The following is a 25,006-nucleotide window of genomic DNA, read 5'->3' as shown; positions in this document are numbered from 1 at the left end:
GGTTAAGAGATGAATTCTCAGCAGTGTGTCATTATTGGGATTGCCGGTGCGTCGGCGTCGGGTAAAAGTTTAATCGCCAAAACTATTTTTGAAGAGTTGTGCAGAGACTTAGGCACAAACCAAATTGGGGTGATAAACGAAGATGCCTACTATCGTGATCAAAGTCATATGACCATGGATGAACGGGTTAAAACAAACTATGACCATCCAAAAGCGTTAGACCATCAGTTATTAGCGACACATTTAACCCAACTTAAACAAGGTGAAGCCGTTAATATCCCTTGTTATAGTTACACAGAGCATACTCGCACTAGCGAAACACTCGCGATGCAGCCTAAAAAAGTGATTATTTTGGAAGGCATTTTGTTATTAACTGATCCTAAGTTACGTGAATTGATGGACGCTAGTGTGTTTATGGATACACCCCTGGACATTTGTTTCTTACGTCGGTTAACCCGTGATGTTGCTGAGCGTGGCCGAACGATGGAATCGGTGATCTCTCAATATAAGCGTACCGTACGTCCTATGTTTTTACAGTTTATTGAGCCATCAAAACAATACGCTGATATTATCGTACCTCGTGGCGGTAAAAACCGGATTGCGACTGATATTTTAAAAGCTAGAATTCAACATTTATTAGCTAAGTAACCGTACCAAGCAGAGGGTGTTGCATGCGTTTAACTGATATTGAAATTGAACAGTGTTTAGATAATGGCACCATTGTTATCGAGCCGCGCCCTAGTATTGAGGCCATCTCTGGTGTCAGTGTTGATGTGCGTTTAGGTAGCCAGTTTCGCGTATTTAAAGACCATACAGCCCCTTACATCGATTTAAGTGGCCCTAGTGCAGAAATGCAATTAGCACTTGACCGTGTGATGAGTGACAAAATTGAAATTGCTGAAAATGAAGCCTTTTTCCTCCATCCTGGTGAACTGGCTCTGGCAGTGACATTAGAAAACGTCACACTACCGGCAGATATTGTCGGTTGGTTAGACGGTCGCTCATCTTTAGCGCGTTTAGGGTTAATGGTGCATGTAACCGCGCACCGTATTGACCCGGGTTGGCAAGGTAAAATTGTTTTAGAATGCTATAACAGTGGTAAGTTACCCTTAGCATTGCGTCCTGGAATGACCATTGGCGCCCTTAATTTTGAACGCTTAAGCTCCGCCGTTGCGCGTCCTTATAACACTCGTAAGAGTGCCAAATATAAAGATCAGCAAGAAGCCGTGGCTAGCCGGATCAGCCAGGACAAATAATGGCGCTGGTTTGGGTTAACCAAGTAAAACAAGGCTCCATCAGCCCTTTTGACCGAGGACTGGCCTATGGTGATGGTGTTTTTGCGACAATGCGTACCGCTTCTGCCCATCAGGCAGCGGCGGTTTTGTTTTTGGACTCTCACCTGCAACGCTTGCAACAAAGCTGTCAGCGAATTGGGATTCAATGGCAAGCAAGTCAGCCACTTGTCGATCAACTCAGTTTATTAGCCGCCACGTATCCAGGTCACTGTATCAAGCTTTTACTCACTCGCGGTGTCGGTGGGCGAGGTTATCAAGCACCTGATATGGCCAATGTCACCGAAGTGGTTTCAGTACATGCTATTCCAGAACATTATCAACACTGGCAACAACACGGTATCGCACTGGCATCATCACCTATTTCTCTTGCACGACAGCCTTTATTAGCAGGGATTAAACACCTTAATCGGCTTGAGCAAGTATTGATAAAATCACAACCCTTAATCGCTAACACCGAAGATTGGTTGGTGTGTGACACTGATGGTTGGGTGATTGAATCTTCGATGGCGAATATTTTTGCTATAAAGCAAGGCAAGGCTTTTACACCTGCAATAACCCATGCTGGTGTGAGTGGTGTCATGCGTGAACAAATGATAGACCGGCTGTTACAAGAGGGCGTTTCGGTTACCGCACAGGCGATGCAATATGTCGATATTTGCAGCGCAGATCATATTTTTATTACAAACAGTTTATTTGGTGTTGTAGATGTTAACACCATTGACCAATTTCAATTTAGCCGTTGGACGCACACATCGCGATTCAGGCACGTTCTGAGTGTAAATTTATCATCATGAAAAAAACAATAACAACTCGATTACTGGCAAGTTTAATACCGTTATTTGCCGTGCTGTGTATCAGCGGATATTGGTTTGCTACAGACTTAATTGCATTTCAAAAGCAGCCATTACCCATCACTGAATTACAACCTCTAAATGTAGCTGCTGGCACGTCTGTGATTAAACTTGCGCAACAACTTGAACAACAAGGGTTGATTGTTGACAGTTGGAAGGTGAAATATCTGGTGAAACTTGAGCCTAAATTAGCCAGCATCAAAACAGGGTATTATCAATTAATCCCAGGGGATACGTTAGAGAGTGTGTTTAAACGATTACGTTTAGGCCAAGAGGCAGTATTTACCGTTACACTTATCGAAGGTAAATCCATTAAAGAATGGCAGCAAGCGTTAGCCAGAAGCGAGCATTTAGTGGTAGGAAGTGATGACTTTAACCAGGTGTTAATCGCCAATGGCGACACATCGGGGTTACCAGAAGGTAAGTTTTATCCTGAAACGTTTCATTATCATGCAGATGACAACGTACAAGCGGTATTACAACGTAGTTATGACATGATGCAAATGAGCCTTAAACAAGCGTGGGACGGGCGAGATGACGATCTTAAGTTAACGTCTCCCTACGAGTTGCTGATCATCGCGTCAATTATCGAAAAAGAAACCGGTAAGCCTGAAGAGCGAAATTGGGTTTCTGCGGTGTTTAATAATCGCCTAAAAAAAGGCATGCGTTTACAAACAGACCCAACAGTGATTTATGGTATGGGCGAGCGCTACAAGGGTAATATTACCCGTAAAGATTTACGAGAAGCCACTGCATTTAATACTTATAAAATCGATGGTTTACCGCCAACACCTATCGCCGCGCCAAGTCGTGCTTCATTATTTGCCGCAGCCAATCCTGCTAAAGTCGATTATTTATATTTTGTCTCGCGTAATGATGGTAGCCATGTTTTTTCAGCCACTCTTAAAGCCCATAACCGCGCAGTAAACGAATTTCAGAGAAAAAGAAAATGATGAGCCAAACAGGAAAATTTATTGTAATTGAAGGCCTTGAAGGGGCTGGGAAATCAAGCGCAATTGCATTAGTTAACGATTTAATCCAACAGTATACCGGACAAGCCCCTGTGTGTACTCGTGAGCCTGGTGGTACACCATTGGCTGAAAAAATGCGCGATCTGGTAAAAATTGCCGATGAAACCGATCCTCTGTGCGACGAGGCTGAGTGTTTACTCATTTATGCCGCTCGCGCGCAACTGATTGCTAATGTGATTAAGCCAGCTCTTGCTAAAGGGCAATGGGTGTTAGGTGACCGTCATAATTTATCATCGCTCGCTTATCAAGGTGGCGGGCGTGGGTTAATGCCGTTAGTCAAAGCGGTGAGTGATGCTTGTTTAGCTGGCTTTACCCCAAATTTTACTTTGTATTTAGATATCGACCCAAAACTGGGGTTAACTCGGGCGGCCAATCGTGGCGAGTTAGACAGAATTGAGCAACAAGCTATCGATTTTTTTGAACGAGCAAGGCAAACCTATTTGCAGCTCGCATCCCAAGACGACTCTATTGTGGTCATTGATGCAAGCCAAAGCATGGATAAAGTCCATCAAGATATTCGCAGTCAATTGCTACAGCGTTTACCTTTATTGCACAATAATAACTAGCGGATATTGATAAGGACTATGCTGAAATGAGCGATTATCAACTGGCACAATTGCCGTGGTTAGCTGATGCCCATCAAGGTTTTGTTGATGTGCATTATCGCGGTAAAAGCAGCCATGCTCATTTACTGAATGTCGACAATGCCTTGGGCGGTATTGTGCTTGCCAATGCTTGTGCACAAACGGTGTTATGCCAACAATTAACGCCAGTAGGGGCGTGTGGTCAGTGTAAGAGTTGTTTGCTACTGCATTCGGGTACCCACCCTGATTTGCACATTATAGAGCCAGACGGAAATCAAATTAAAGTTGATCAAATCCGTCAACTTTGCCAGGCCTTGACGCAAACAGCACAGCAAGGTGGGGCAAGAGTGGCTGTCATCACTCATGCTGAGCGATTAAACATTGCTGCCGCCAATGCCCTGTTAAAAACCTTAGAAGAGCCCGGTGAAGGCGTGGTGCTAATTTTACAAACTAATCGTAAATCGCAGTTATTACCCACGATAACCAGCCGTTGCCAAACGTTAGCATTTATCTCACCACAAAAAGCCGATATTCAACAATGGCTGGCAGAGCAAGATTTATTACCCGCGCCAAATTCACAAGGCAAAATTCATGATGTAACCTGGTGTATTAACGTAGTGGGTGGTCCTTTATCCTTGGCCAGTAGTTTACGCAGTAAACATTATCAACAGTTACTGGCGTATCGCCAAGATTGGGCTCAGAGTTTAAAAACGGGACATTTATGTCATAGTCTTTTGAGCTTGTCTGAACAACAAATTGTTGATGCACTTAATGTTTTGTATTTGTACTTACGCCAATATGTGTTAAAAAGTAATAGTAAGGTTCAATTACAAACGCAAGTGAGTGACTCGCAGCAATTGAACCCGTTAGTGCAAGCTAAATTATTAGAGCTTGCTGGGCGCATAATGCAAATGTGCCAAAAGCTGGAAACAATGCCTAGTGTGAATACTCAGGCGTTGTGTCAACAATATGTCCTAGCTTATAAACAATTAACACATTGATTAGCTAGGTTTTATATCAACATTTTACGAAAAGAATGCATTCATATATGGTTGATCTTGTAGTTAACTACGATACATTACACAAACTTTATCGTGCTTATATGCCGTTTATTAAACCGGCAGGCTTATTCATTGCGACCACAGAAAGCCATTTTTTAGGCCAAGAGCTAACAATCTCATACCGTTTGCCAAATGCAACGCAAGCCAATGAATTTAAAGGCGCAGTGGTGTGGATTAACCCGATAGGTGCTTCAGGCGGGCGTCCTGCGGGTATTGGTGTGAAAATAAAGTCGGATGTAGAAAGTCATAAACACCATATTGAAAAACTTTTATCAAGCGAACTGTCCTCGAGTGATTTGACCTGCACCATGTAGCTAGGTATTCTTGCGCATCTGATTTAGTTACTGACATCGTTGTGAAAGAATACCCATGTTAATTGATTCCCATTGTCACCTTGACCGCTTAAAAGCGGCTCCTGATACTGAAAGCCTTCACACCATTATGGATAACGCCAAAGCACAAGGTGTTGACTATTTATTATGTGTTAACGTTCGTCAGCAAGGCTTTGAAGCCATGCGCGATAAAGTTGCTGCATTTAATAATGTGTTTCTCTCTTCTGGTGTTCACCCACTTGATGTGCAAGAAGGCTTGAATATTGAAGACATCAAACGATTTGCGACCGATCCAAGAGTCGTGGCCATTGGTGAGACCGGTTTAGATTACTTTTATTCTAATGACACTAAGACGTTGCAACAGCAATGTTTTGAGCAACAAATTGCCTTAGCCGTTGAAGTGAATAAACCATTAATTGTCCATACTCGAGATGCTCGAGAAGACACCATTAATATGCTTAAAGCAGGTAATGCTGACAAAGTTGGTGGCGTGTTACATTGCTTTACTGAAAACTGGGAAATGGCCAAAGCGGCTATCGACTTAGGTTTTTATATTTCAGTTTCAGGGATTGTAACGTTTAAAAATGCTGGGGAATTACGGAGTGTTATCCGCCAGGTGCCTAAAGACAGGTTACTGGTTGAAACAGACTCTCCTTATTTAGCTCCAGTACCACATCGTGGTCAAGAAAATCAACCAGCATACGTTCGTGACGTAGCAGAGTTTGTGGCTGAGCTTCGCGGTGAAAAATTCGATGAGCTAGCACAATACACCACTGATAACTTTTTCAATTTGTTTAAAGATGCTGCCAAATTGATTGGGCGATAGCCATTAATGGCAGATAAAAAAAGACCCAAAACTATCCAATTGTTTTGGGCCTAGGGGAAGGGCTCAATAAAGAGCCTTGCGCTACTGTTGAGGCATTTCATTGGCTGAGTATGGTATACCATCAAGTTGTTGAACTTATAAATGGTTTGCTCTACTTAGGTACATTGAAATGCCAAATTCTCAATGGGCTGTAAAATAAATTATAGTCAGGCTTATTTATTTTGCATAACAGTAGTGAAAATATTTTCTACATCTACATCTACATCTACATCTACATCTACATCTACTTCTAAATCTACATCAGTACCAAGAGTCTCATAATTCAACATGGTTATAAGGTTAAATTGACTTTGTCGCGTACTAACTCTCTTGGTAAATTATTTTTTAGTCTATGGCCTAAATGTTTAACCACGCCTAATACAACGTCGTGATAACTCACCAACATTTCCCCGTGGGCAGTAATGGCTAATTGCTGCTGTAATGCGTCATTAAAAGAGTCTGTTGCAATATCTCTGCCCATTAAAAAATCTTGTGCCTGAGGCGCGGATAATTCAACAGTGCGAGGCAAGTATTGCGCTGAGCTTGATAATGCAATAATGGCTTCGTGTTTGGCTTTATAGCCTTTTTTCATGACATCTGCGAGTTTAAGTCCAATACGCTGAAAGCGCATCTTGCCAATAAATGGCATAAACATGGCTGGAAATAACCAGTATTCATCGTCGCGCAGCATGATGATGTCATCTACGGGGAGTTCGATTGCAAAACTATCGCTAAAGTATTGTCTTAATTCTACTTGTTGCTTATCTCCAGCAAGAGTGAACGGAAAGTTTTTTTGTAACTTCGGCTGTTTTTTTATGCGTTCAACCGATTTCGTTTTACGCATTTTTGCAACAAAAAAGCCTTCACTGTCGTAAATTTGCGGCCAAACATGCAAAAATCCTTCTTCAGTACAGGCTTTGTTTGCGCCATCAAACAGATTTTTCAGTGAGACAAACTCAACGGCATCAGGATAAGTCTGCTGCAAATACTGACAGATGTGTTGGTTTTCTAACTGGCTTAACGTACAAGTTGAATAGACTAGCGTGCCACCTGGTTTTAATGCCAAAAAAGCAGATTCGATCAACGCTTTTTGGGTTTCACTAATGGCTGTAACGTCTTCAATGTCCCAATGCTTTAATGCCAGTGGATCTTTACGAACCGTACCTTCACCACAGCAAGGTGCATCTAATAAAATAGCGTCAAACGATTCAAATAAATATTCGCCAAATACGCAGCCGTCAAAATGAGTCAGAGCAGTATGGCTCGCGCCCATCCGCAGTACATTGGCATGGAGCACTTTTACGCGGCTTGCAGAATATTCATTAGCCACTAATAAGCCATTATTTTGCATTAAGGCTGCTATTTGCGTGGTTTTAGACCCTGGTGCTGAAGCGACATCTAAGACTAATTCTGCAGAGGTATTGTCAGCAAATAAGGCTGTAGGCGGTAACATCGAACTGGCTTCTTGAATATAAAACAAGCCTTGGATATGTTCGATGGCGTTACCCAGCTGCACATCATCTTTACCGTCAATCCAAAAACCGTCATCACACCATGGAATTGGCTGTAATTGCCAACCCGTCTGAGTCATTATCTCAACAAATGCAGGGGTCGTTATTTTTAACGTATTAACCCTGATTGATTTGCGCAGTGGAATATCGCAAATGGCGATAAAATCATCCATAGACAGATGAGCAGGCAATTCTTTTTCGATGTGACTGATAAAGTTTGGGTTTAATTGGGCCATATTAACTACGTTACATTATTTATTGCGGAATTAGCCTGATCATACCACGGAATTGTTGCCCCCGTTTCGCAATGATTACTGTATATTAAACAAAAACTCACCACTGAGTCATGGAGTTATGTGTGCTAAATAGGGTTTGGCTTTTATTTTTTATTGTCGCAGCACTTTCAATTGTTATTCAATTGATTGGTGGCAACACTGAGGTGTTAAGTGAGTCGGTTACGGCATTATTTGCCAGCGCTAAGCTTGCTGCCGATATTTCACTCGGGTTAATTGGGGTATTGGCTTTATGGATGGGCTTAATGCAGGTTGGCGAAAAGGCCGGAGTCGTCGGGCTATTTGCACGTGTATTTGAGCCATTGCTGTCTAAACTCATGCCAGAAGTGCCTCGTGGCCACGTGGCGTATGGCAGTATTAGCATGAATTTAACTGCGAATATTTTAGGATTAGACAACGCAGCAACGCCTTTAGGCTTAAAAGCGATGCACGATTTACAGAGTTTAAATCCGGTTAAAACGGTCGCGACAAATGCGCAGATTTTGTTTTTGGTGTTAAATACGTCTTCGGTGACATTGGTACCTGTTACCGTTTTTTTATATCGTGCCCAGCAAGGGGCGGCCAACCCTGCAGATGTGTTTTTACCAATCCTATTGGCAACGAGTGCATCAACAATAGTGGGATTATTAGTCGTTGCCATTGTGCAAAAAATCTCACTGTTTAACAGTGTTATTTTAGCGTATGCAGGGCTTATTATCGGCTCATTAATGGCTGGTATCGCTTATTTAGTGACCTTGTCTGCAGATGCCATAGGTCAAATGTCGATGGTGCTTGGCAATGGTATTTTGCTCATCTTGATATTCAGTTTTATCCTTGCGGCGGGTTATCGAAAAATTGCCGTTTACGATGAGTTTGTCGAGGGAGCAAAACAAGGCTTTAATCAGGCGATAACCTTAATTCCATACCTTATCGCAATGTTACTGGCCATTGGCGTATTGAGGGCTTCTGGCGCATTAGATTATGCGCTACAGATGTTAGCATCCGTGGTGAGTGGTTTAGGCTGGGATACACGCTTTATTGATGCTATGCCCACCGCGTTTATGAAACCGTTTAGTGGTTCTGGTGCGCGGGCAATGATGTTAGAAACCATGGACCATCATGGCGTTGATTCTTTTGCGGGGCGTTTGGCGGCCATTTTACAAGGAAGCACGGAAACCACATTTTATGTGTTAGCGGTATACTTTGGTTCTGCCGGTATTCGTAATGGACGTCATGCGCTCAGTTGTGGCCTTGCTGCGGATATGGCCGGTATTAGTGCGGCAATCGGTGTGTGTTATTGGTTTTATGGTTAATTAACGCGATAGTAAGTAATTTACAAATTGCTAATAAGTAATAATGATTAAATTACTAATAACGATTAAATAAAAAGGCCGATAGTGATATCGGCCTTTTTGTCATTTATATCAAACTAAACTTATCATTTGGTTTGCGTCGGTTGCCACTCGGCCCATTCTTCAAGCATGTTATGTTGCAAGAGGATACGGTCATTGACAGACAAGGTGTTTGAATCAGTAGTGACATCTCGTGTCGCAATGGCTATCCCGCCAGCTAGAATCGTTTCAAGTGATTGAGTTTCTAGTTGTGCACCCGAAAATAAGCCAACATCTAATTTGATCCCAGAGGCATCCCAAAATTGACTGCTTTTATTGACAAGATGAGCGTATTGGGCGTTCACATGTGCAAATAACGTAATATCAACACCGCTATCCGCTAATTGATATCCATCAATCTGCCCGACATTAATGCCACGGAAAAACAGAGGTGTGCCCACTTTAATTGAACCTAATTGCGTATCGACTAGCTGAAATCTCACAGCATCAGTTGGTACGTTTGCATCTAAGCGAGCATGGTTTTTAGCCGTGAATACATCAGTGGTTAACGTTTCTTTTCCTGGGATTACCCCGATATAAGGACCAGTGAGTAGGGTTTCAGGTGCGTTGATACCCGCAAGTGATATTTGCGGCTCTACAATAAAAAACTCACTGTCTACGCGACTAAAATGAGCCGCATAATCACCATAAAGATAAGCTTTGGCATTAAGTATTGTTAAGCTTGGGTCAAGTTTAACGTGTGATATTTCACCTATTTGATGGCCTTGGTATCGTATCGCCGCTTTGGGTGTCACTTTCGCGCTGACAGGTAAGGTGAGGTCAATCACTTTGGCCTGCATTAACGCTAAAGACTGGTTATCGTATAAGCGTAAATTCGTCTTGGTTTCGCTTGCAGTATTACCGTCTAAATGCCCAAGGGTTATACCGCCATTAATAGCACCTTTAAGTGGCGCTACATCTATATTCACACCAGCAAGACTTGCATTGATGGATACGGCATTGTTTCGCCAAAACACCGTATTGGCTTTGATTAGCGGTGCAAACTTTTTGTCGATGTTAATATCGATATTGAATTTATCTGTTTTAGCCTGCCAATTGATTTTAGCAACGGCCCCAATTTGCATCTTTTTGTAATAAATAGGCGAGCCTTCCACTAAATCAGCACCATCAATACTGTTTAAGGTTAACTGGGTCATTTGTTGTTGCGCGTATAAAGATTGCGCGGTTGCTAAAGACTCATGTAACGCTAAGGTGCTGTTTGCTTCAACCAAAGCCTTACTTTTAGCAGGAACAAGGCTAATAGCGCCTTCTAACATAGTGGTTAAGTCTCGCGTCGTTACATTAACTCCATCAAGGGAGGCATTGATGGCCAATGCACTTTCTGGCACAAAAAAGCTGCCTTGAGTGACGAGATTCTTAAATTCAGGCAGAATCTCGATTTGATATTCAACGCTTGTAAAGTCATCACTTAAGTTAACGCTAACCACTTGGCCGATGGGCAATTGCTTATAACGTATTTGCGCGCCATTGCTCACCCCTGTGTGAGTGGAAGCCACGACAGTTAAAGCCAGTTTATCAGCACTGAGTAGGTCAGGGGCTTGTGAGGCAAGGGTGAATTGCATTGTTTCTGTTTGCGGTTGAGTACCCGGTAATACACTAATGACACTCCCCGTGATTAATCGGCCAACATTTTTCATGCCTTTAAGCGACAGCTCAGCTCCGCTTAACCAAAAACGGCTATCAGGGGTAATGAGTTCTTTATAGTGATGATCAACACGAACGGATAATTCTACTCCGTTTTTTGTCAGTTGTTTTTTGTCAACATTACCGACAGTGATGCCCCGGTATACGATGGCAGTCCCTTCGCTAATATCTTCAGCATCAGCAGTCAATAGTGTGAACATAACACCACCTATAGCGGTTTGTTCATCTTGAAATAATGGGTAAGTATCGCCGTTCTTCGCCTTAATTGTTTCTGAGCCACTGTCGAAACTGATACCACCGGCTAAAATGGAAGCAATACTCTCAGTGTTAACTTTAATGCCTGCCAGTGATGCATCAATCTTTAATCCAGACACATTCCAAAAGCGGGAGTCTTTGTGCACTAAGTGAGTGTATTGCTCTTGTACAAATGCACTAATGATAATTTGTTTATTACCGTCAAGGCGGTAACTGACCACACTACCCACAGGCACTTGGCGGAAGAACACCGGTGAACCCACATCAATAGAGCCGAGTTTTGGGGCTTTTAGCTCAATCATAATACCTTCGCTACCCGGTAAAATTGCCGGCGCTTCGCGCTGAGCTTCAAACTCTGTAGCCGAGCGGCCATCACCAGGTTGAATAGCAATATAATTACCTGAAAATAAGGTATCTAAGCCTTCAACACCGGTAATGCTTGCTTTAGGTTTTACAAGCCAAAACAAAGTATTTTGATTTAAAAATGGATCAGCACGGTAGTCCATCACAACTTTAACGTTAACACCTTTCAAATCGTCATCGATCCCGATATCAGACACTTTACCCACAGTTAACCCTTGGTATTTCACTAAGGTTTTACCAATGTCGATGCCTGCTGCACTCGGGAAATGGATTACAATTTCAATGCCAGACTCTTTGATGCTTTTAACGCCAAGCCAGGCGCCTAAAATTAACGCGACCACGGGCAATAACCAGATTGGCGAGAATAATTTTTTCTTCACAACTTTAGGTGATTCAATTTGTGTCATGTTTTTTTTCCAAGCGGTCCCAGAGTAAACGAGTATCAAGCACTTTAGCGGCCAGTTGTGTTAGTAAAATAACTAACGCAAAAGCCGTCGCTGCAGGCGCAGGTTTAGCATCAAGTAATTGCCCCATATTAACGAGTGCAACGGTTAATGAAATAACAAATAAGTCGAGCATCGACCAACGGCCAATCCATTCAATAATATGAAAACCAACCATTAATTTTCTTTTTGAAATAGGTAAGTTAAAGCTAATAGCGGCTAAGTATGTCGCCAGGCCAAATATTTTTAACCAGGGCACTAAAATACTGGCCGTAAACACAATAATAGCAATCGGAAACATGCCTGTTTGGACGAGATGGCTTATGCCGCTAAAGATGGTGTCATTGGTCACAACTCCACGGTTTGTTAACAGCGTAATAGGGTAGATATTGGCTAGCACTAATAAAATAGTGGCGGTAACAAGCAACGCCCAACTTTGTTGTACGCTGGCGTAATTACGTGTCGATAACGGACTAAAACAGCGACGGCAATGGCTATTGCTCGTGACATTGAGCTTTTTACACACGGAGCATAAACATAACCCTAACTGATTACCTTGTAGATGTGTAGGTGCAGTTACCCCCTGCTGTGTAACGACCTCAACGGGCTGCTCAGATGTTGATGATTGATCAATGTTCATCGACATAACTCCACATGTGTTCAAGATTATATTCTCGTTGTAAAAATAAAATAATGACAAATAACATGGTAAAGCTAAACGTGCCCATACCAAAATACACATCTGAAAAATCGGATAATTGAAATGCTGACACTAAAAAACTGATGACATAAATTTCAAGCATGGTCATTTGTGCAATTAACCCCTGATTTTTGAGTAATGTAGTATAAATGCGTTGCCAAAAAGATCGCTGTAGTTTTAACTTTACGATAATAACTTGCGTTAAAATTGATAAAATTAACACTGCAGGCGCAATCACAGCGGCGACTAATACGGCTAATCCCACCACCCAATATCCTTGTGTCCATACGGCAATGGCGGCTTCTATTACTGTGGTGGTGCGGATACTGCCTAAAAAGTGAATTTCCAATACTGGTAATAAATTCGCGGGGATAAAGATAAACAATGCAGCAAGGCATAAAGCTAGCATGCCATTAATAGAGCAATAAGGTGAGTCATATAATACCGTATCGCAACGCGGGCAAATAGCCCTTGCACTTGAAGGCAATGCACGCTTTGTGACTGCCAGATCACAAGACCGGCATAAGATGATGGAATCGTGGTCATCTAGTTCATGCATCAAAAGTTTTTAATCCATAGTCATACACGGTGTTATAAATGAAGCAAACACTTGCTAGGTCATCTTTTTGACTCAAATGACGGCTGATAAAATACAGCACACAATCTATCTGCATTGCCTGATAATATCAGAATAATCAGAACACTTGCATCATAAGTTAATAGTATGAGATTCTATGTACTGTATATAAAAACAGTGAGGATAATATCATGGCAGTGATTACCCAATTTGTCGTGGTCAGAGAAGGGGTGGAAAAGATGACATTCACATCGAAAAAGGAGGCTGACGCCTACGATAAGATGCTTGATATTGCCGATAACCTACTTCCTTTTTTAACGCAAGCAGATTTAGGGCTTGATGAAAATAAGTGCGAACAACTCGCATTTTATCTAGCAAACAATAAAGATGAGCTTTCTAACTTGCTAAAAGGCACAGTACAGGTTAAAACCCCTCCTGCAGCAAAAGTAAAAAAAGCGTCTGCAAAAAATACATCAGCGGAATAACGACGTTAATGCCCATAGTGAGCATGAGCGCCAGAGTTAAGGAACAAGAATGAAAACCGAATTTTACCAAACATTAAACCGCCAAGCCCAAGCATTGTTAGAAGGCGAAGACGATTTAATTGCGGGCATGGCTAACTTTTCAGCATTACTTAATGATAATTTAACAGACCTTAATTGGGCGGGATTTTACATTAAGCGTGCTGACCAATTAGTATTAGGCCCGTTTCAAGGTAAAGTGGCTTGTACTCGAATTGCGATGGGTAAGGGCGTATGCGGAACCGCAGCGGCTTTAAATGAAACCCAGCGTGTTGCAGATGTGCATCAATTTGATGGTCATATTGCGTGCGATTCGGCGAGTAATTCAGAAATTGTCATCCCGGTTCGCCGCGGCGAAGAGGTTGTGGCCGTTCTAGACATCGACAGCCCATTATTGAATCGTTTCGATGAAGATGATCAAATTGGCCTAGAAATGATGGTAAAAAGTTTCGAATCTTGCCTATTTGCTCAAATAGCGAACAAATAAGACTAAATCATGGTCGCATTCGCTGCGGCGGGCTTTATAATACGCAGCTGCACGCATTTGTACTGGATTTCATTGTTAGCGATGATTTAAGCTGATAGTCAATTCGGTTAAATTGTTAAGGTTTGTTTCAATGACTTTAGCAAACAGGCGGATAGTGATAATTTGTACGTTGAGCTTTAACGATGAAGCTTGGCGAAAGATGAACGACTGCATGGCAATTAATGCCGCTGAACCAGTCCCTTTATTAACGTGGAAGTAAAAATGGAATCAACAGACAAGTTGACCGACACCAACGCAATTTTAGCGTATTTATATGAAACCTTTCCTTTATGCTTTATTGCTGAAGGTGAAACTAAGCCATTAAAGATTGGTTTGTTTCAAGATTTGGCTGAACGGTTAGCTGATGATTCTAAAGTCAGTAAAACACAATTACGTGTTGCTCTTCGTCGTTACACAAGTAGCTGGCGCTACCTAAAAGGTGTTAAAACCGGTGCAAAGCGTATCGATTTAGATGGCAGTGAATGTGGTGAGTTAGAGCAAGAGCATATTGACCATGCTCAGGCGACGCTAAAAGAAAGCCAAGAAAAGGCTAAAGCTAAGCGTCAAGCTCAAGCACCTAAAAATGCCCCAAAGAAGCCAGTGAAGAAAGCCGCACCTAAACGTGCTCCAGTGAAAAAAGAACGTCCAGCACCTGTCGCTGCGCCTGTTGTTAAACTTGAGCCTGCAAAGCTTGAAGAGTTAAAACAAAAGCAACGAGTGAATGTTAAGTTAGGCGCGACACCGGTTCCTGGTGTAGTAACTGATATTAACAAAGAAGATGTGCATGTTCAGTTAGACACTGGCTTGACCATCAAAGTACGTGTAGAGCACATACTATTATAGAAATTTAAGGAGTACTTGTTGATGCGAAAACTTACCTTGGCCGTGTCGATTGCCAGCTTATTTGTCGGCTTTTCGGCGTGGGCAATATCACCAACGATTCAAATCAGCGAGTTACCCAAGCTAGCACAAGAGCCACAACACAAAGTGGCTAGCAAGCGAGTAACGACTTTATTTACTCGCTCGCACTACCATCGTTTTAATCTTGACGATGCTTTTTCTGAACAAATTTACGGACGTTTTCTCGAGCAACTTGACTATCGTCGTAATGTGCTCACAGCAGAAGATATCGCTAGTTTTGACCAATACAAAAATCAATTTGATAATATGGTGGCTTCGGGTGATATAAGCCCTGCATTCACCATGTATGATTTGGTGCAAAAACGTCGTTATGAACGTTTCGCTTATGCATTAACACTTTTAGATAAAGAGTTTGATTTTACCAAAGCAGGCGATGCCTATGAGTTTGATCGCGAAGAAGCGGCTTGGCCAAAAGATGACGCTGAAGTTAATGAATTATGGCGTCAACGCGTTAAGTACGATGCGTTAAATCTAAAGTTAACCGGTAAAACATGGCCTGAAATTGTTGAAGTGTTAGAAAAACGCTACAACAATGCGATTAAACGCTTAAGCCAAACACAAAGCGAAGACGTGTTTCAAAGTGTGATGAATGCGTTTGCTCGCAGTGTTGAACCCCACACCAGCTATTTATCGCCTCGCAATGCTGAACGTTTCCAAATGGAAATGAACTTAAGCCTTGAAGGTATCGGTGCAGTGCTGCAAATGGATGACGACTACACCGTCATCAAAAGTCTTGTCGCTGGCGGCCCTGCAGCAAACAGTGAAAAATTATCTCCTGAAGATAAAATTGTCGGTGTCGGTCAAAAAGATAAAGATATTGTTGATGTTATTGGCTGGCGTTTAGATGATGTAGTCGACTTGATTAAAGGCCCAAAGGGCAGTGAAGTTGTATTACAGATTTTACCTAAAAAGGGTGGCGCAAATGCTAAACCTTTTGAAGTCACCATTACACGCGACAAAATACGTTTAGAAGATCGAGCGGCAACCTCTAAAGTGGTTGAACCAAAAGACGGCCAATATGCCAATCGCAAGGTCGGTGTGATCCAAATTCCTGGTTTTTACATGAATTTATCGCAAGATGTTGCCAAAGAAATTACCAAACTTGAACAAGACAACGTTGAAGGCATCATTATTGACCTTCGTGGTAATGGCGGTGGAGCCCTCACTGAGGCCACGTTATTAACCGGTTTATTCATTGATATGGGGCCGGTTGTTCAGATCCGTGATGCTAATGGCGGTGTCAATCAAAACCGAGATAACGATGGTAAGAGTGCATATAACGGCCCGTTGACTGTGATGGTTGATCGTTACAGTGCTTCAGCCTCTGAAATTTTTGCTGCGGCGTTACAAGATTACGATAGAGCCCTTATTGTAGGGGAGTCAACGTTTGGTAAAGGCACAGTCCAGCAGCACAAAAGCTTAGGCAGAATTTATGATATGTACGAAAAGCCAATCGGCCATGTACAGTATACCATCGCTAAATTTTACCGTATTAATGGCGGCAGTACTCAGTTAAAAGGTGTAACGCCAGACGTTCGTTTCCCTAGTGCTCTAGAGCCAGGTGAATATGGTGAGTCTGAAGAGAAAAATGCATTGCCATGGGACAAAGTACCCGTAGCGCAATACAGCACACTAGGTAATATTACACCAAACTTAATCAGTAACTTAGACGTGAAGCATAAAGCACGTATTAGTACAGATACAGAGTTTAGTTATATCTATGAAGATATTAACGAGTTTAAAAAGCATCATGATGACAAAACGATTTCACTGGTTGAGAGTGAGCGTATTGCTTCACGTGAGTCTGATGATAAACGCGCTTTAGACCGTGAGAATGCTCGTCGTACTCATCAAGGTTTGCCAGTAGTTAAATCGCTTGATGACATTGAAACAACGGATGACAGTAAGTTACCTGATGCATTTTTGGATGAAACGGCATATATCACATTAGATATGGCTGATGCAGAAAAACTGGCTAACGCTAGTACTAAATAAGTCACAACGTAATGACAAAAACGCGCTTAGGCGCGTTTTTTCTTAATAAAATTAATATCGATATGTTTTACCGAATTTAACGAACGGTGTAACTGCCTGGTTATATTTGTTTAACGGTACGATAAGCACTGCGACATCAATGAGTTTGTTCGAAAAGGATCCTGTATGAGCCAAGCACAAGAAAAACACCTAAAAAATTATGCCAAGCCAGTATTCACCATTACCCATGTTGATCTTAATGTCATTTTAGATGGCAAAAACACCAAAGTGACAGCGACAAGTAAAGTGATCCGTAATGGTGATCACCAACACGAGTTGGTATTAGAAGGTGAGCAAATATCATTAAGCTCGGTTAAATTGAACGGTGTGGCTGCAAATTATCGCCAGCATGATAACCAGTTATTTATTACCACAGATCAAGCTGAGTTTGAGCTAGAAGTGATTACCTTGTTAGATCCTGAAGCAAACTCAAGCCTTGAAGGTTTGTACATGTCTGATGGCGCTTATTGCACTCAATGTGAAGCTGAAGGTTTCCGCCGCATTACCTACTTTTTAGATCGCCCTGACGTGCTAGCCATTTATACCGTTCGTATTGAGGCCGATAAATCAGCGTTTCCTTTTTTATTAAGTAACGGTAATTTGGTCGACAAAGGCGAAATGCCGCGCTCTGGACGTCATTTTGTTAAATGGCATGATCCATTTCCGAAACCGAGTTACTTGTTTGCCCTTGTCGCGGGCGATTTTGATGTATTAAATGACAGCTTTACTACGCAATCAGAGCGCGAAGTTAAACTTCAAGTTTTTGTTGATAAAGGTAATTTGCACAAAGCTGATCATGCAATGGCATCATTAAAAAAATCGATGAAGTGGGATGAAACACGCTTTGGCTTAGAATATGACTTAGACATTTATATGATTGTTGCTGTTGATTTCTTCAATATGGGCGCGATGGAAAATAAAGGTTTGAATGTGTTTAACACTAAATACGTCCTTGCCGACACAGCCAGTGCCACGGATGATGACTATCACGGTATTGAGTCGGTTGTGGGTCATGAATATTTTCACAATTGGACGGGTAACCGCGTCACTTGCCGCGACTGGTTTCAATTAAGCTTAAAAGAAGGTTTAACGGTATTTCGTGACCAAGAATTCAGTTCAGATGTTGGTTCACGCGCAGTGAACCGTATTCAAGCGATTCGTGTCATGAAAAACCAACAGTTTGCTGAAGATGCAGGACCAATGTCGCACCCTATTCGTCCAGAAAGTGTCATCGAAATGAACAACTTTTATACTGTAACGGTATATGACAAAGGTGCTGAAGTGATCCGTATGATGCACACCATTCTAGGCGAAGAGGGCTTTCAAGCTGGAATGAAGTGTTATTTTGAGCGCCATGATGGTCAAGCTGTCACTTGCGATGATTTTGTCAATGCTATGCAAGATGCCAGCGGTAAAGACTTAACCCTATTTAGACGTTGGTATAGTCAAGCGGGTACACCTGTGGTGACGGTAACCGATAAGTTTGATGCTGATAAAGGTGAATATCATTTAACGGTTGCTCAACAGGTTGTCTCTAAAGGGGTAAAAGGTCAAACGTTACACATCCCATTTAGTATTGAGTTGTTAGACAGTGCAGGGAACTCGTTAGTTAATAAAGTATTGGATGTCACTAAATCCATTCAAACATTTGTGTTCGATGAAATAAGCTCTGCACCAACACCTTCTTTGTTACAGGATTTCTCAGCCCCTGTTAAATTAGTTTATGACTTTACCATTGAAAAGCTAGTGCATTTAATGCGCTATGCAACAAGTGAAGTTGCGCGTTGGGAAGCATCGGTGCAATTAGTCAGTCAAACGATTTGGGCTAACATTGCCCAGTTGCAACAGCAGCAAGTGATGACCGTCGACAGTCGAGTTATCGAAGCATTTAGGGGTATTATTTTAGATGTTAATATTGATCAAGCGCTTGTAGCTGAAATCTTATCTATCCCATCTGCTTCAGCGCTAATAGAACAAGTTGATACTGTTGATTTAGACGCCCTTGCAAAAGCCAGAGAATTTGTCGTCGAAGAGTTAGCCACCGCATGTGAAGATGAATTATTAGTACGCTATCGCGAGCTGGCTAATATCGATGATGCAGGTGCTCGTGCATTTAAGAATATAGCGCTAAGTTTACTGTGTCAGGTATCTGATGTGCATGAGAGCTTGGTCGAAAAACAATATTATGCAGCGCAAAATATGACTGATTGCCTTGGTGCATTAAAGGCAGCGGCCACCGCACAACTAGCTTGTTTGCCTGCTTTGTTAAGTGACTTTGAATCGAAATGGCACTCTACGCCATTAGTCATGGATAAATGGCTCACCTTGCAAGCGCTTATCAATAGTGATGATGTGATTGAGCACATTAAACAGCTAACTAAACACAATAGCTTTAGTTTCTCTAATCCCAATAGAGTGCGTTCATTAATCGGTGCGTTTGCAGCAGCGAATACGTATCAATTCCATCGTGCAGATGGCGAAGGTTACCGCTATTTAACTAAAATCTTAGTTAAATTGAATAAAAGTAACCCACAAGTTGCCTCGCGAATGATTACTCCGTTAATCCAATTTGCTAAATTTGACGTTAAAAGGCAGGAGTTAATGAAGCAGTGTTTGCAAGAGCTCAAAAATCTGCCCGATTTATCGAAAGATTTATACGAAAAAGTCACTAAATCGTTGGCTTAATAGTTGTCGTTTTACTGTCATCTTATTAAGATTAACGGATGACAGATTAGACAATAAGAAAGGAGAGCTTGCTCTCCTTTTTTGTGGAGAAAACAATGGAATTATACTTTTCTTTGAATGTAAGTTACGACGCTTTTTTACCGTACTACCAAGGGCTTGCTGAAAAAGTAGAAGTGCGTGATCAGCATGGAAGAGTGTTGCACATCAATGGTAAGTATTTTAGAACATTTCTAACCCCTCAAGGGATACAAGGTAAGTTCAAATTATTGTTAAATAATGATGGGAGCTTTAAATCACTGAATAAAATTTAGAGTATATACTCCAAACGTTTGATTGATTCATGTTATGGTAAAGTGAATAAGATGATTATTTATAAGTGTATGAAAATAAACTTTTTTCATTAGTGGTTCATTCTTTGTAAACATTTCTATTATCTCAATTCAAATATAAGCGTGTTTTTTTCGATGCTATTGAACCGGACATCGTTCATTTTCTTAAACATTTTCTTTTTTTTGACCTTGCTCAATATAGTTAAATGCTGTAACAATGGTGTTGCCTGTGGGCTAACAAGATGTTGGTTTTAATTCCTATAACAACTAATCCAACAGGTTACGGAGATGAACTAAAATGAATATTGTTAAAAAAAGATTTAACAAGTCGGCTCTCGCTTTGGGGGTGGTGTCGGCATTATGTTTGGGTATGAGCACTTCAGCCTCAGCAGTTTCGTTTGATTGGGGTGATGTTCAAGGAACATTTGACTCAACATGGACAGCAGGTGCAAGTTGGCGCGTATCTGACCGCGATTGGAGTGGTCAAATTGGCAAGGTAAACCAACCCCAATTTGATTGGTCTGGCTATTCTGCTTTTGGTGGTGCGTTTGGTTCAACCAAATACACATCGGCTCAAATTTGGGACCAGTCTGGTTCATACTCGAGCAACAACGATTTAAGTAATTTATTATATGCCAAAGGTGATACTACCTCTGAGATTGTAAAAGGTCTGCATGAGTTATCACTGAAATACGAAAATTACGGTGTATTCCTTCGTGGAATGTATTTTTATGACCGTAAATTAAACGACGGCACTTACGATTTTAATGACCCGTTAACGGGCCAAAAGTTTGACCCATGTGAAGATAGCGAAGCATCAGAAGTGCAATGTAAAGACATTCGCTTATTAGATGCGTTTGTTTATGGTAACTGGGATTTAAATGACGGTGCTAATCCATTAAGTGTTCGCGTCGGTAGCCAGGTAGTGTCATGGGGTGAAAGTGCACTGATCTCTCATGGTATTGCTGAAATCAACGCGGTTGATTTAAACATCCTTAATGCACCAGGTTCAGAACTTAAAGAAGCATTTCGTCCTCAAGGGATGGTATGGGCTTCTTTAGGGTTAACTGAAAACCTCAACGTTGAAGCTTTCTATCAATATGAGTGGCAGGGTATTTGGGTTCCTACACCAGGGTCCAACTTTGCAACCAATGACTTTGCCGGTTTTGGTGGCTACAGTCAAAATGCACAGTTAGGGTTTAACTCTAACCCTGATATTAATCAAGACTTCTTAATATCTGAATATTCTCGTTTATACGAAGCGGCAGCAGCGACAGGGTTTAACCCTGCATATGCGGCCTACATGACGGCATATTCAACTAAAGTTGCGTTGGTGCAAGATGCTGCAGATCCAAGTGATGATGGCCAATATGGTATTAAATTAGGTTATTACTCTCCAGAATTAGGCGAAACTGAGTTCGGTTTGTACTACATGAACTACCATAGCCGTCGTCCAATCATCAGCGGTTCAGCCTCTAACTTTACTGCAGAAGCGATTGGTCGTGATTATGGTCGATTAGCCGCGAGTGGTGGAAACATCGACCGCGATTTACTGCTGAGCATGGAAACGTTCACTAAATCACAAATTGTTTATCCTGAAGATATTCAATTATATGGTTTCAGCTTTAACACGTTAGTCGGTGACACATCTGTTGCGGGTGAAATTGCGCATCGTGTTGACGAACCATTACAAATCGATGATGTCGAATTACTGTTTGCTGCAATGCCTCAACAGCTAGCAAATGCGGGTTTACGTCCAGATTTAGACGGCATTTCTCAAATGGATGTTCCTTTACCTGGAGAAACTGTTGATGGGTATATCACTCGTGATACCACTCAGGCACAAATGACGTTCACTCATTTATTTGGCCCAACATTAGGTTTAGATAACTTAACCATGCTAGCAGAAGTGGGCGGTGTTTGGATCCATGACATGCCAGGGTTTGATGAGTTGCGTTTAAGTGGCCCAGGTACGGCACGTTCTGGTGGTAATCCAGATATGCCGGGCATTATTGAAGCGTTACACAATGGCCCAGAAACGAATCCATTCCCAACAGATTTTGCTTGGGGTTACCGTCTAGTGGCTAAAGCTGACTTTAACAACGTGTTTGCTGGGGTAAACATGTATCCACGCATCATTTTCTCTCATGATGTTAAGGGTATCACGCCTGATCCTATGTTCTTATTTACAGAGGACAGAAAGTCAGTAGCGATAGGTCTAAACTTTGATTATCAAAGTCGTTGGGGCGCGGACATTTCTTACAACAACTTCTTTGGTGGTGTAGGAACAACAAATGCGATGACTGACAGAGATTACATCTCTTTAAACGTCAAGTATTCGATTTAAAAGGATAATTATAATGAAGAAACTGACGATATTATCGGCAGCAGTGATTATGGCACTCGGTGCACCTGCTGCGCTGGCGAAAGTATCACAAGCTGACGCTGACAAATTAGGCACAACCTTGACTCCTTTAGGGGCTGAAAAAGCGGCGAATGCCGATGGTTCAATCCCCGCTTGGGACGGTGGTATTACTAAGCCTGTTGCGGGTTATACCAAAGGAATGCATCATCCTGATCCATTTCCTGAAGATAAAATACTATTCACCATCTCTAACGCGAATAAAGCGCAATATGCTGAGTTTTTAACGCCAGGCCAAAATAAGCTATTTGAGCTTTATCCTGATACGTACAAAATGAATGTGTATCAAACACATCGTAGTGCATCTGTACCTCAGTATGTTTACGATGCAACCAAAAAGAATGCCGTTAATGCTGAATTAGTTTCACAAGGTAATGGTATTTCTGGTGCAACAATTGGCGTCCCTTTCCCTATTCCAGCAACGGGTTTAGAAGTGATTTGGAACCATATTTTGCGTTATCGTGGTGTGGATGTAGAGACTTATCGTAGCCAAGCAGCACCAACGTCTAGCGGTTCTTATACGCTTGTTGAAAATGCTGAAGAAATTCGTTTTGAGTATACTCGTCCAGACATCACGTTGGATAAACTTAAAGAAACCAATACCTTGTTTTATTTTAAACAAGTGGTTACACAACCTGCTCGTTTAGCGGGTACTGCTTTGCTAGTAAAAGAAACCATGGACCAAGAGGCATTACCTCGTCAAGCATGGACTTACAACACTGGGCAACGCCGTGTTCGTAAAGCGCCAAATGTAGCATTTGATACGCCAGGCACAGTATCAGATGGATTAAGAACTACAGATGACTTCGATATGTTTAACGGTTCTCCTTCACGTTATAACTGGGAACTTGTTGGCAAAAAAGAAGTTTATATTCCTTACAATGATTACAAGCTGCATTCAGACAAATTAAAGTATGACCAAATTTTAAAACCTGGTCATATCAATCCTGAATATGCACGTTATGAAAAACATCGTGTTTGGGAAGTGAAAGCAACGTTGAAAGACGGTATGCGTCACATCTATAAATCTCGCGTATTTTATATTGACGAAGATTCATGGCAGGTATCATTAACGGATATGTACGACAACCGCGATGAGTTATATCGTGTTGGTGTGGCACATACCATTAACTACTATGATGCATTAACGAATTGGAGTACGTTAGAAGTATTCCATGATTTACAATCACGTCGTTACTTAGCAATGGGATTAGATAACGAAGGCCGCATGTACAACTTTGATGCGTCACTTTCAGAATCTAACTTTACCCCAGATGCGTTAAGACGTGCCGGTATTCGTTAATTAGCCGTAAAATTGGGGCGCTTAGCGCCCCTTCATTGTTAAGGAAGTTTGTATGACGTTTAGCATGCTTCGCAGTGCAGTGGCGATTGGGATTAGTGCATGTTTATATACTGCTTCAGTCAATGCCCAATTAGACCCACTAACTGTTCAAATTCAGCCTTTAGCTCAATCCTCATTATTACTTGATATTGCCAATGCGGGCGACCATCTCGTTGCCGTAGGGCAACGTGGTAATGTGCTATTACTTAAAAATGGTCAATGGCAGCAAGTTGCTACACCTGTATTAACTCAGCTAACTAAAGTGTTTTTCTTCGATGCTAAGAAAGGCTGGGCTGTTGGCCATGATGCGACAATTATTCATACCGAGGACGGTGGTGAAACTTGGTCGTTACAAATGCAATCAACGGAGATTGAAAAACCCCTTTTAGATGTGCGTTTCTATACGGCTAATGACGGTATTGCTGTGGGGGCCTACGGATTATTTTACCGTACTGCTGATGGCGGTAAAACCTGGCAAGACGAATTTCATCAAGAGTTACTCTTTGAAGAAGATATTGCTTACTTAAATGAGCTGAAAGCTGAAGATGAGGCTCTTTATTTATCTGAACGTTCTGCCTTATTGCCGCATTTTAATCGTTTGATCCGCCTAGCTGATCAACGTTTATTATTGGTAGGTGAATTAGGGATGGTTGCCGTTTCAGAAGATAATGGCCACACCTTTAGTAAAGTCGATTTTGATTATGATGGATCAATGTTTAATGCCATTCAGGTGGGTGACAACATTTACGTGATGGGGCTGCGTGGTCATGTGTTCAAATCAGATTTAAGTTTATCAGAGTGGCAACAAGTTGACTTACCTGTTGAATCGTCAATCAATGGGGCGCTTGTTACTGCAAATAATGAACTATACCTTGTGGGAAATGCTGGGGTTGTATTGTCTATTGATGATACCAAAGCTGAAATCGTCACTCGACGCCAAGGTGAAAACATTGTGGCAATTGCGAAGGACAGTAAAGGCCAGTTATGGTTTGCCGGTTCTAAGGGACTGTTCCAGCTTAACTAACCTTAC

22 protein-coding genes are annotated in these 25,006 nt (G+C 41.8%); 18 read left to right on the top strand and 4 right to left on the bottom strand.

Annotated features, from left to right (window positions below; genetic code table 11):
- Positions 1-9: 9 nt before the first annotated feature.
- The 8 genes from udk to AC19MX_RS09515 are packed head-to-tail and all read left to right on the top strand — an operon-like array spanning position 10 to position 5,980.
- A complete protein-coding gene (udk, locus tag AC19MX_RS09550) occupies positions 10-648 on the top strand; it encodes a uridine kinase (RefSeq protein ID WP_432400167.1) in 639 nt (212 codons plus the stop codon).
- A 23-nt stretch (positions 649-671) separates the two neighbouring features.
- Complete coding sequence (dcd, locus tag AC19MX_RS09545; protein ID WP_432400168.1) at positions 672-1,256, top strand: dCTP deaminase; 585 nt, start codon at positions 672-674, stop codon at positions 1,254-1,256.
- Between the two features lie 5 nt (positions 1,257-1,261).
- Positions 1,262-2,089, top strand: coding sequence for an aminodeoxychorismate lyase (pabC, locus tag AC19MX_RS09540; protein ID WP_432400350.1), 828 nt, complete (start codon positions 1,262-1,264; stop codon positions 2,087-2,089).
- Positions 2,086-3,099 carry an endolytic transglycosylase MltG gene (gene mltG / locus AC19MX_RS09535; RefSeq protein ID WP_432400169.1) on the top strand — a complete coding sequence of 338 codons (1,014 nt, stop codon included), beginning with the start codon at positions 2,086-2,088 and terminating at the stop codon, positions 3,097-3,099. Before pabC ends, mltG begins: the two co-directional genes overlap by 4 nt.
- On the top strand, positions 3,099-3,743 hold the full coding sequence (gene tmk, locus AC19MX_RS09530) for a dTMP kinase (RefSeq protein WP_432400351.1): 645 nt from the start codon (positions 3,099-3,101) through the stop codon (positions 3,741-3,743). Before mltG ends, tmk begins: the two co-directional genes overlap by 1 nt.
- 26 nt (positions 3,744-3,769) lie before the next feature.
- Positions 3,770-4,762 carry a DNA polymerase III subunit delta' gene (gene holB / locus AC19MX_RS09525; protein ID WP_432400170.1) on the top strand — a complete coding sequence of 331 codons (993 nt, stop codon included), beginning with the start codon at positions 3,770-3,772 and terminating at the stop codon, positions 4,760-4,762.
- A 47-nt stretch (positions 4,763-4,809) separates the two neighbouring features.
- Positions 4,810-5,136: a PilZ domain-containing protein gene (locus AC19MX_RS09520; protein ID WP_432400171.1), complete on the top strand. Its 327-nt coding sequence runs from the start codon at positions 4,810-4,812 to the stop codon at positions 5,134-5,136.
- 55 nt (positions 5,137-5,191) lie between these two features.
- Entirely contained in the window at positions 5,192-5,980 is a 789-nt protein-coding gene (locus AC19MX_RS09515) for a TatD family hydrolase (protein ID WP_432400172.1), read from the top strand.
- 331 nt (positions 5,981-6,311) lie between these two features.
- Here AC19MX_RS09515 and rsmF read toward each other — a convergent pair whose 3' ends face one another.
- Complete coding sequence (rsmF, locus tag AC19MX_RS09510) at positions 6,312-7,766, bottom strand: 16S rRNA (cytosine(1407)-C(5))-methyltransferase RsmF (protein WP_432400173.1); 1,455 nt, start codon at positions 7,764-7,766, stop codon at positions 6,312-6,314.
- A gap of 122 nt (positions 7,767-7,888) precedes the next feature.
- Between rsmF and AC19MX_RS09505 the strand changes: the two genes are divergently transcribed.
- Complete coding sequence (locus AC19MX_RS09505; protein ID WP_432400174.1) at positions 7,889-9,115, top strand: nucleoside recognition domain-containing protein; 1,227 nt, start codon at positions 7,889-7,891, stop codon at positions 9,113-9,115.
- Between the two features lie 125 nt (positions 9,116-9,240).
- On the opposite strand, the gene AC19MX_RS09500 is transcribed toward AC19MX_RS09505, so the two are convergent.
- The 3 genes from AC19MX_RS09500 to AC19MX_RS09490 are packed head-to-tail and all read right to left on the bottom strand — an operon-like array spanning position 9,241 to position 13,178.
- Positions 9,241-11,883 (bottom strand): PqiB family protein, encoded by a 2,643-nt coding sequence (locus tag AC19MX_RS09500; RefSeq protein ID WP_432400175.1) that lies wholly within the window; start codon positions 11,881-11,883, stop codon positions 9,241-9,243.
- Positions 11,870-12,559 carry a paraquat-inducible protein A gene (locus tag AC19MX_RS09495; protein ID WP_432400176.1) on the bottom strand — a complete coding sequence of 230 codons (690 nt, stop codon included), beginning with the start codon at positions 12,557-12,559 and terminating at the stop codon, positions 11,870-11,872. The genes AC19MX_RS09500 and AC19MX_RS09495 overlap by 14 nt, the downstream gene beginning before the upstream one ends.
- The gene (locus AC19MX_RS09490) at positions 12,549-13,178 is read right to left on the bottom strand and encodes a paraquat-inducible protein A (RefSeq protein ID WP_432400177.1); all 630 of its coding nucleotides are present in this window, start codon (positions 13,176-13,178) and stop codon (positions 12,549-12,551) included. Before AC19MX_RS09490 ends, AC19MX_RS09495 begins: the two co-directional genes overlap by 11 nt.
- Positions 13,179-13,387: 209 nt before the next feature.
- On the opposite strand from AC19MX_RS09490, the gene AC19MX_RS09485 reads away from it, so the two are divergent.
- The 9 genes from AC19MX_RS09485 (at position 13,388) to AC19MX_RS09445 (ending at position 25,000) form a co-directional block, all read left to right on the top strand.
- Positions 13,388-13,681 carry a YebG family protein gene (locus tag AC19MX_RS09485; RefSeq protein ID WP_432400178.1) on the top strand — a complete coding sequence of 98 codons (294 nt, stop codon included), beginning with the start codon at positions 13,388-13,390 and terminating at the stop codon, positions 13,679-13,681.
- A 49-nt stretch (positions 13,682-13,730) separates the two neighbouring features.
- Entirely contained in the window at positions 13,731-14,204 is a 474-nt protein-coding gene (locus tag AC19MX_RS09480) for a free L-methionine (R)-S-oxide reductase MsrC (protein WP_432400179.1), read from the top strand.
- Between the two features lie 261 nt (positions 14,205-14,465).
- Positions 14,466-15,086 (top strand): RNA chaperone ProQ, encoded by a 621-nt coding sequence (proQ, locus tag AC19MX_RS09475; RefSeq protein WP_432400180.1) that lies wholly within the window; start codon positions 14,466-14,468, stop codon positions 15,084-15,086.
- Between the two features lie 21 nt (positions 15,087-15,107).
- A complete protein-coding gene (prc, locus tag AC19MX_RS09470; protein ID WP_432400181.1) occupies positions 15,108-17,159 on the top strand; it encodes a carboxy terminal-processing peptidase in 2,052 nt (683 codons plus the stop codon).
- A gap of 165 nt (positions 17,160-17,324) precedes the next feature.
- Positions 17,325-19,883 (top strand): aminopeptidase N, encoded by a 2,559-nt coding sequence (pepN, locus tag AC19MX_RS09465; RefSeq protein ID WP_432400182.1) that lies wholly within the window; start codon positions 17,325-17,327, stop codon positions 19,881-19,883.
- Positions 19,884-19,978: 95 nt separating this feature from the next.
- The gene (locus tag AC19MX_RS09460; protein WP_432400183.1) at positions 19,979-20,194 is read left to right on the top strand and encodes a DUF2835 domain-containing protein; all 216 of its coding nucleotides are present in this window, start codon (positions 19,979-19,981) and stop codon (positions 20,192-20,194) included.
- Positions 20,195-20,510: 316 nt separating this feature from the next.
- The gene (locus AC19MX_RS09455; protein WP_432400184.1) at positions 20,511-22,559 is read left to right on the top strand and encodes a DUF1302 domain-containing protein; all 2,049 of its coding nucleotides are present in this window, start codon (positions 20,511-20,513) and stop codon (positions 22,557-22,559) included.
- 13 nt (positions 22,560-22,572) lie between these two features.
- Positions 22,573-23,937, top strand: coding sequence for a DUF1329 domain-containing protein (locus tag AC19MX_RS09450; protein WP_432400185.1), 1,365 nt, complete (start codon positions 22,573-22,575; stop codon positions 23,935-23,937).
- Between the two features lie 52 nt (positions 23,938-23,989).
- On the top strand, positions 23,990-25,000 hold the full coding sequence (locus AC19MX_RS09445; protein WP_432400186.1) for a WD40/YVTN/BNR-like repeat-containing protein: 1,011 nt from the start codon (positions 23,990-23,992) through the stop codon (positions 24,998-25,000).
- Positions 25,001-25,006: the final 6 nt, after the last annotated feature.

The sequence above is a fragment of the Shewanella sp. MF05956 genome (assembly GCF_059758055.1).
Note: the sequence above shows the minus strand (reverse complement) of the source record. Positions and strands in the feature narration are given on the sequence as shown.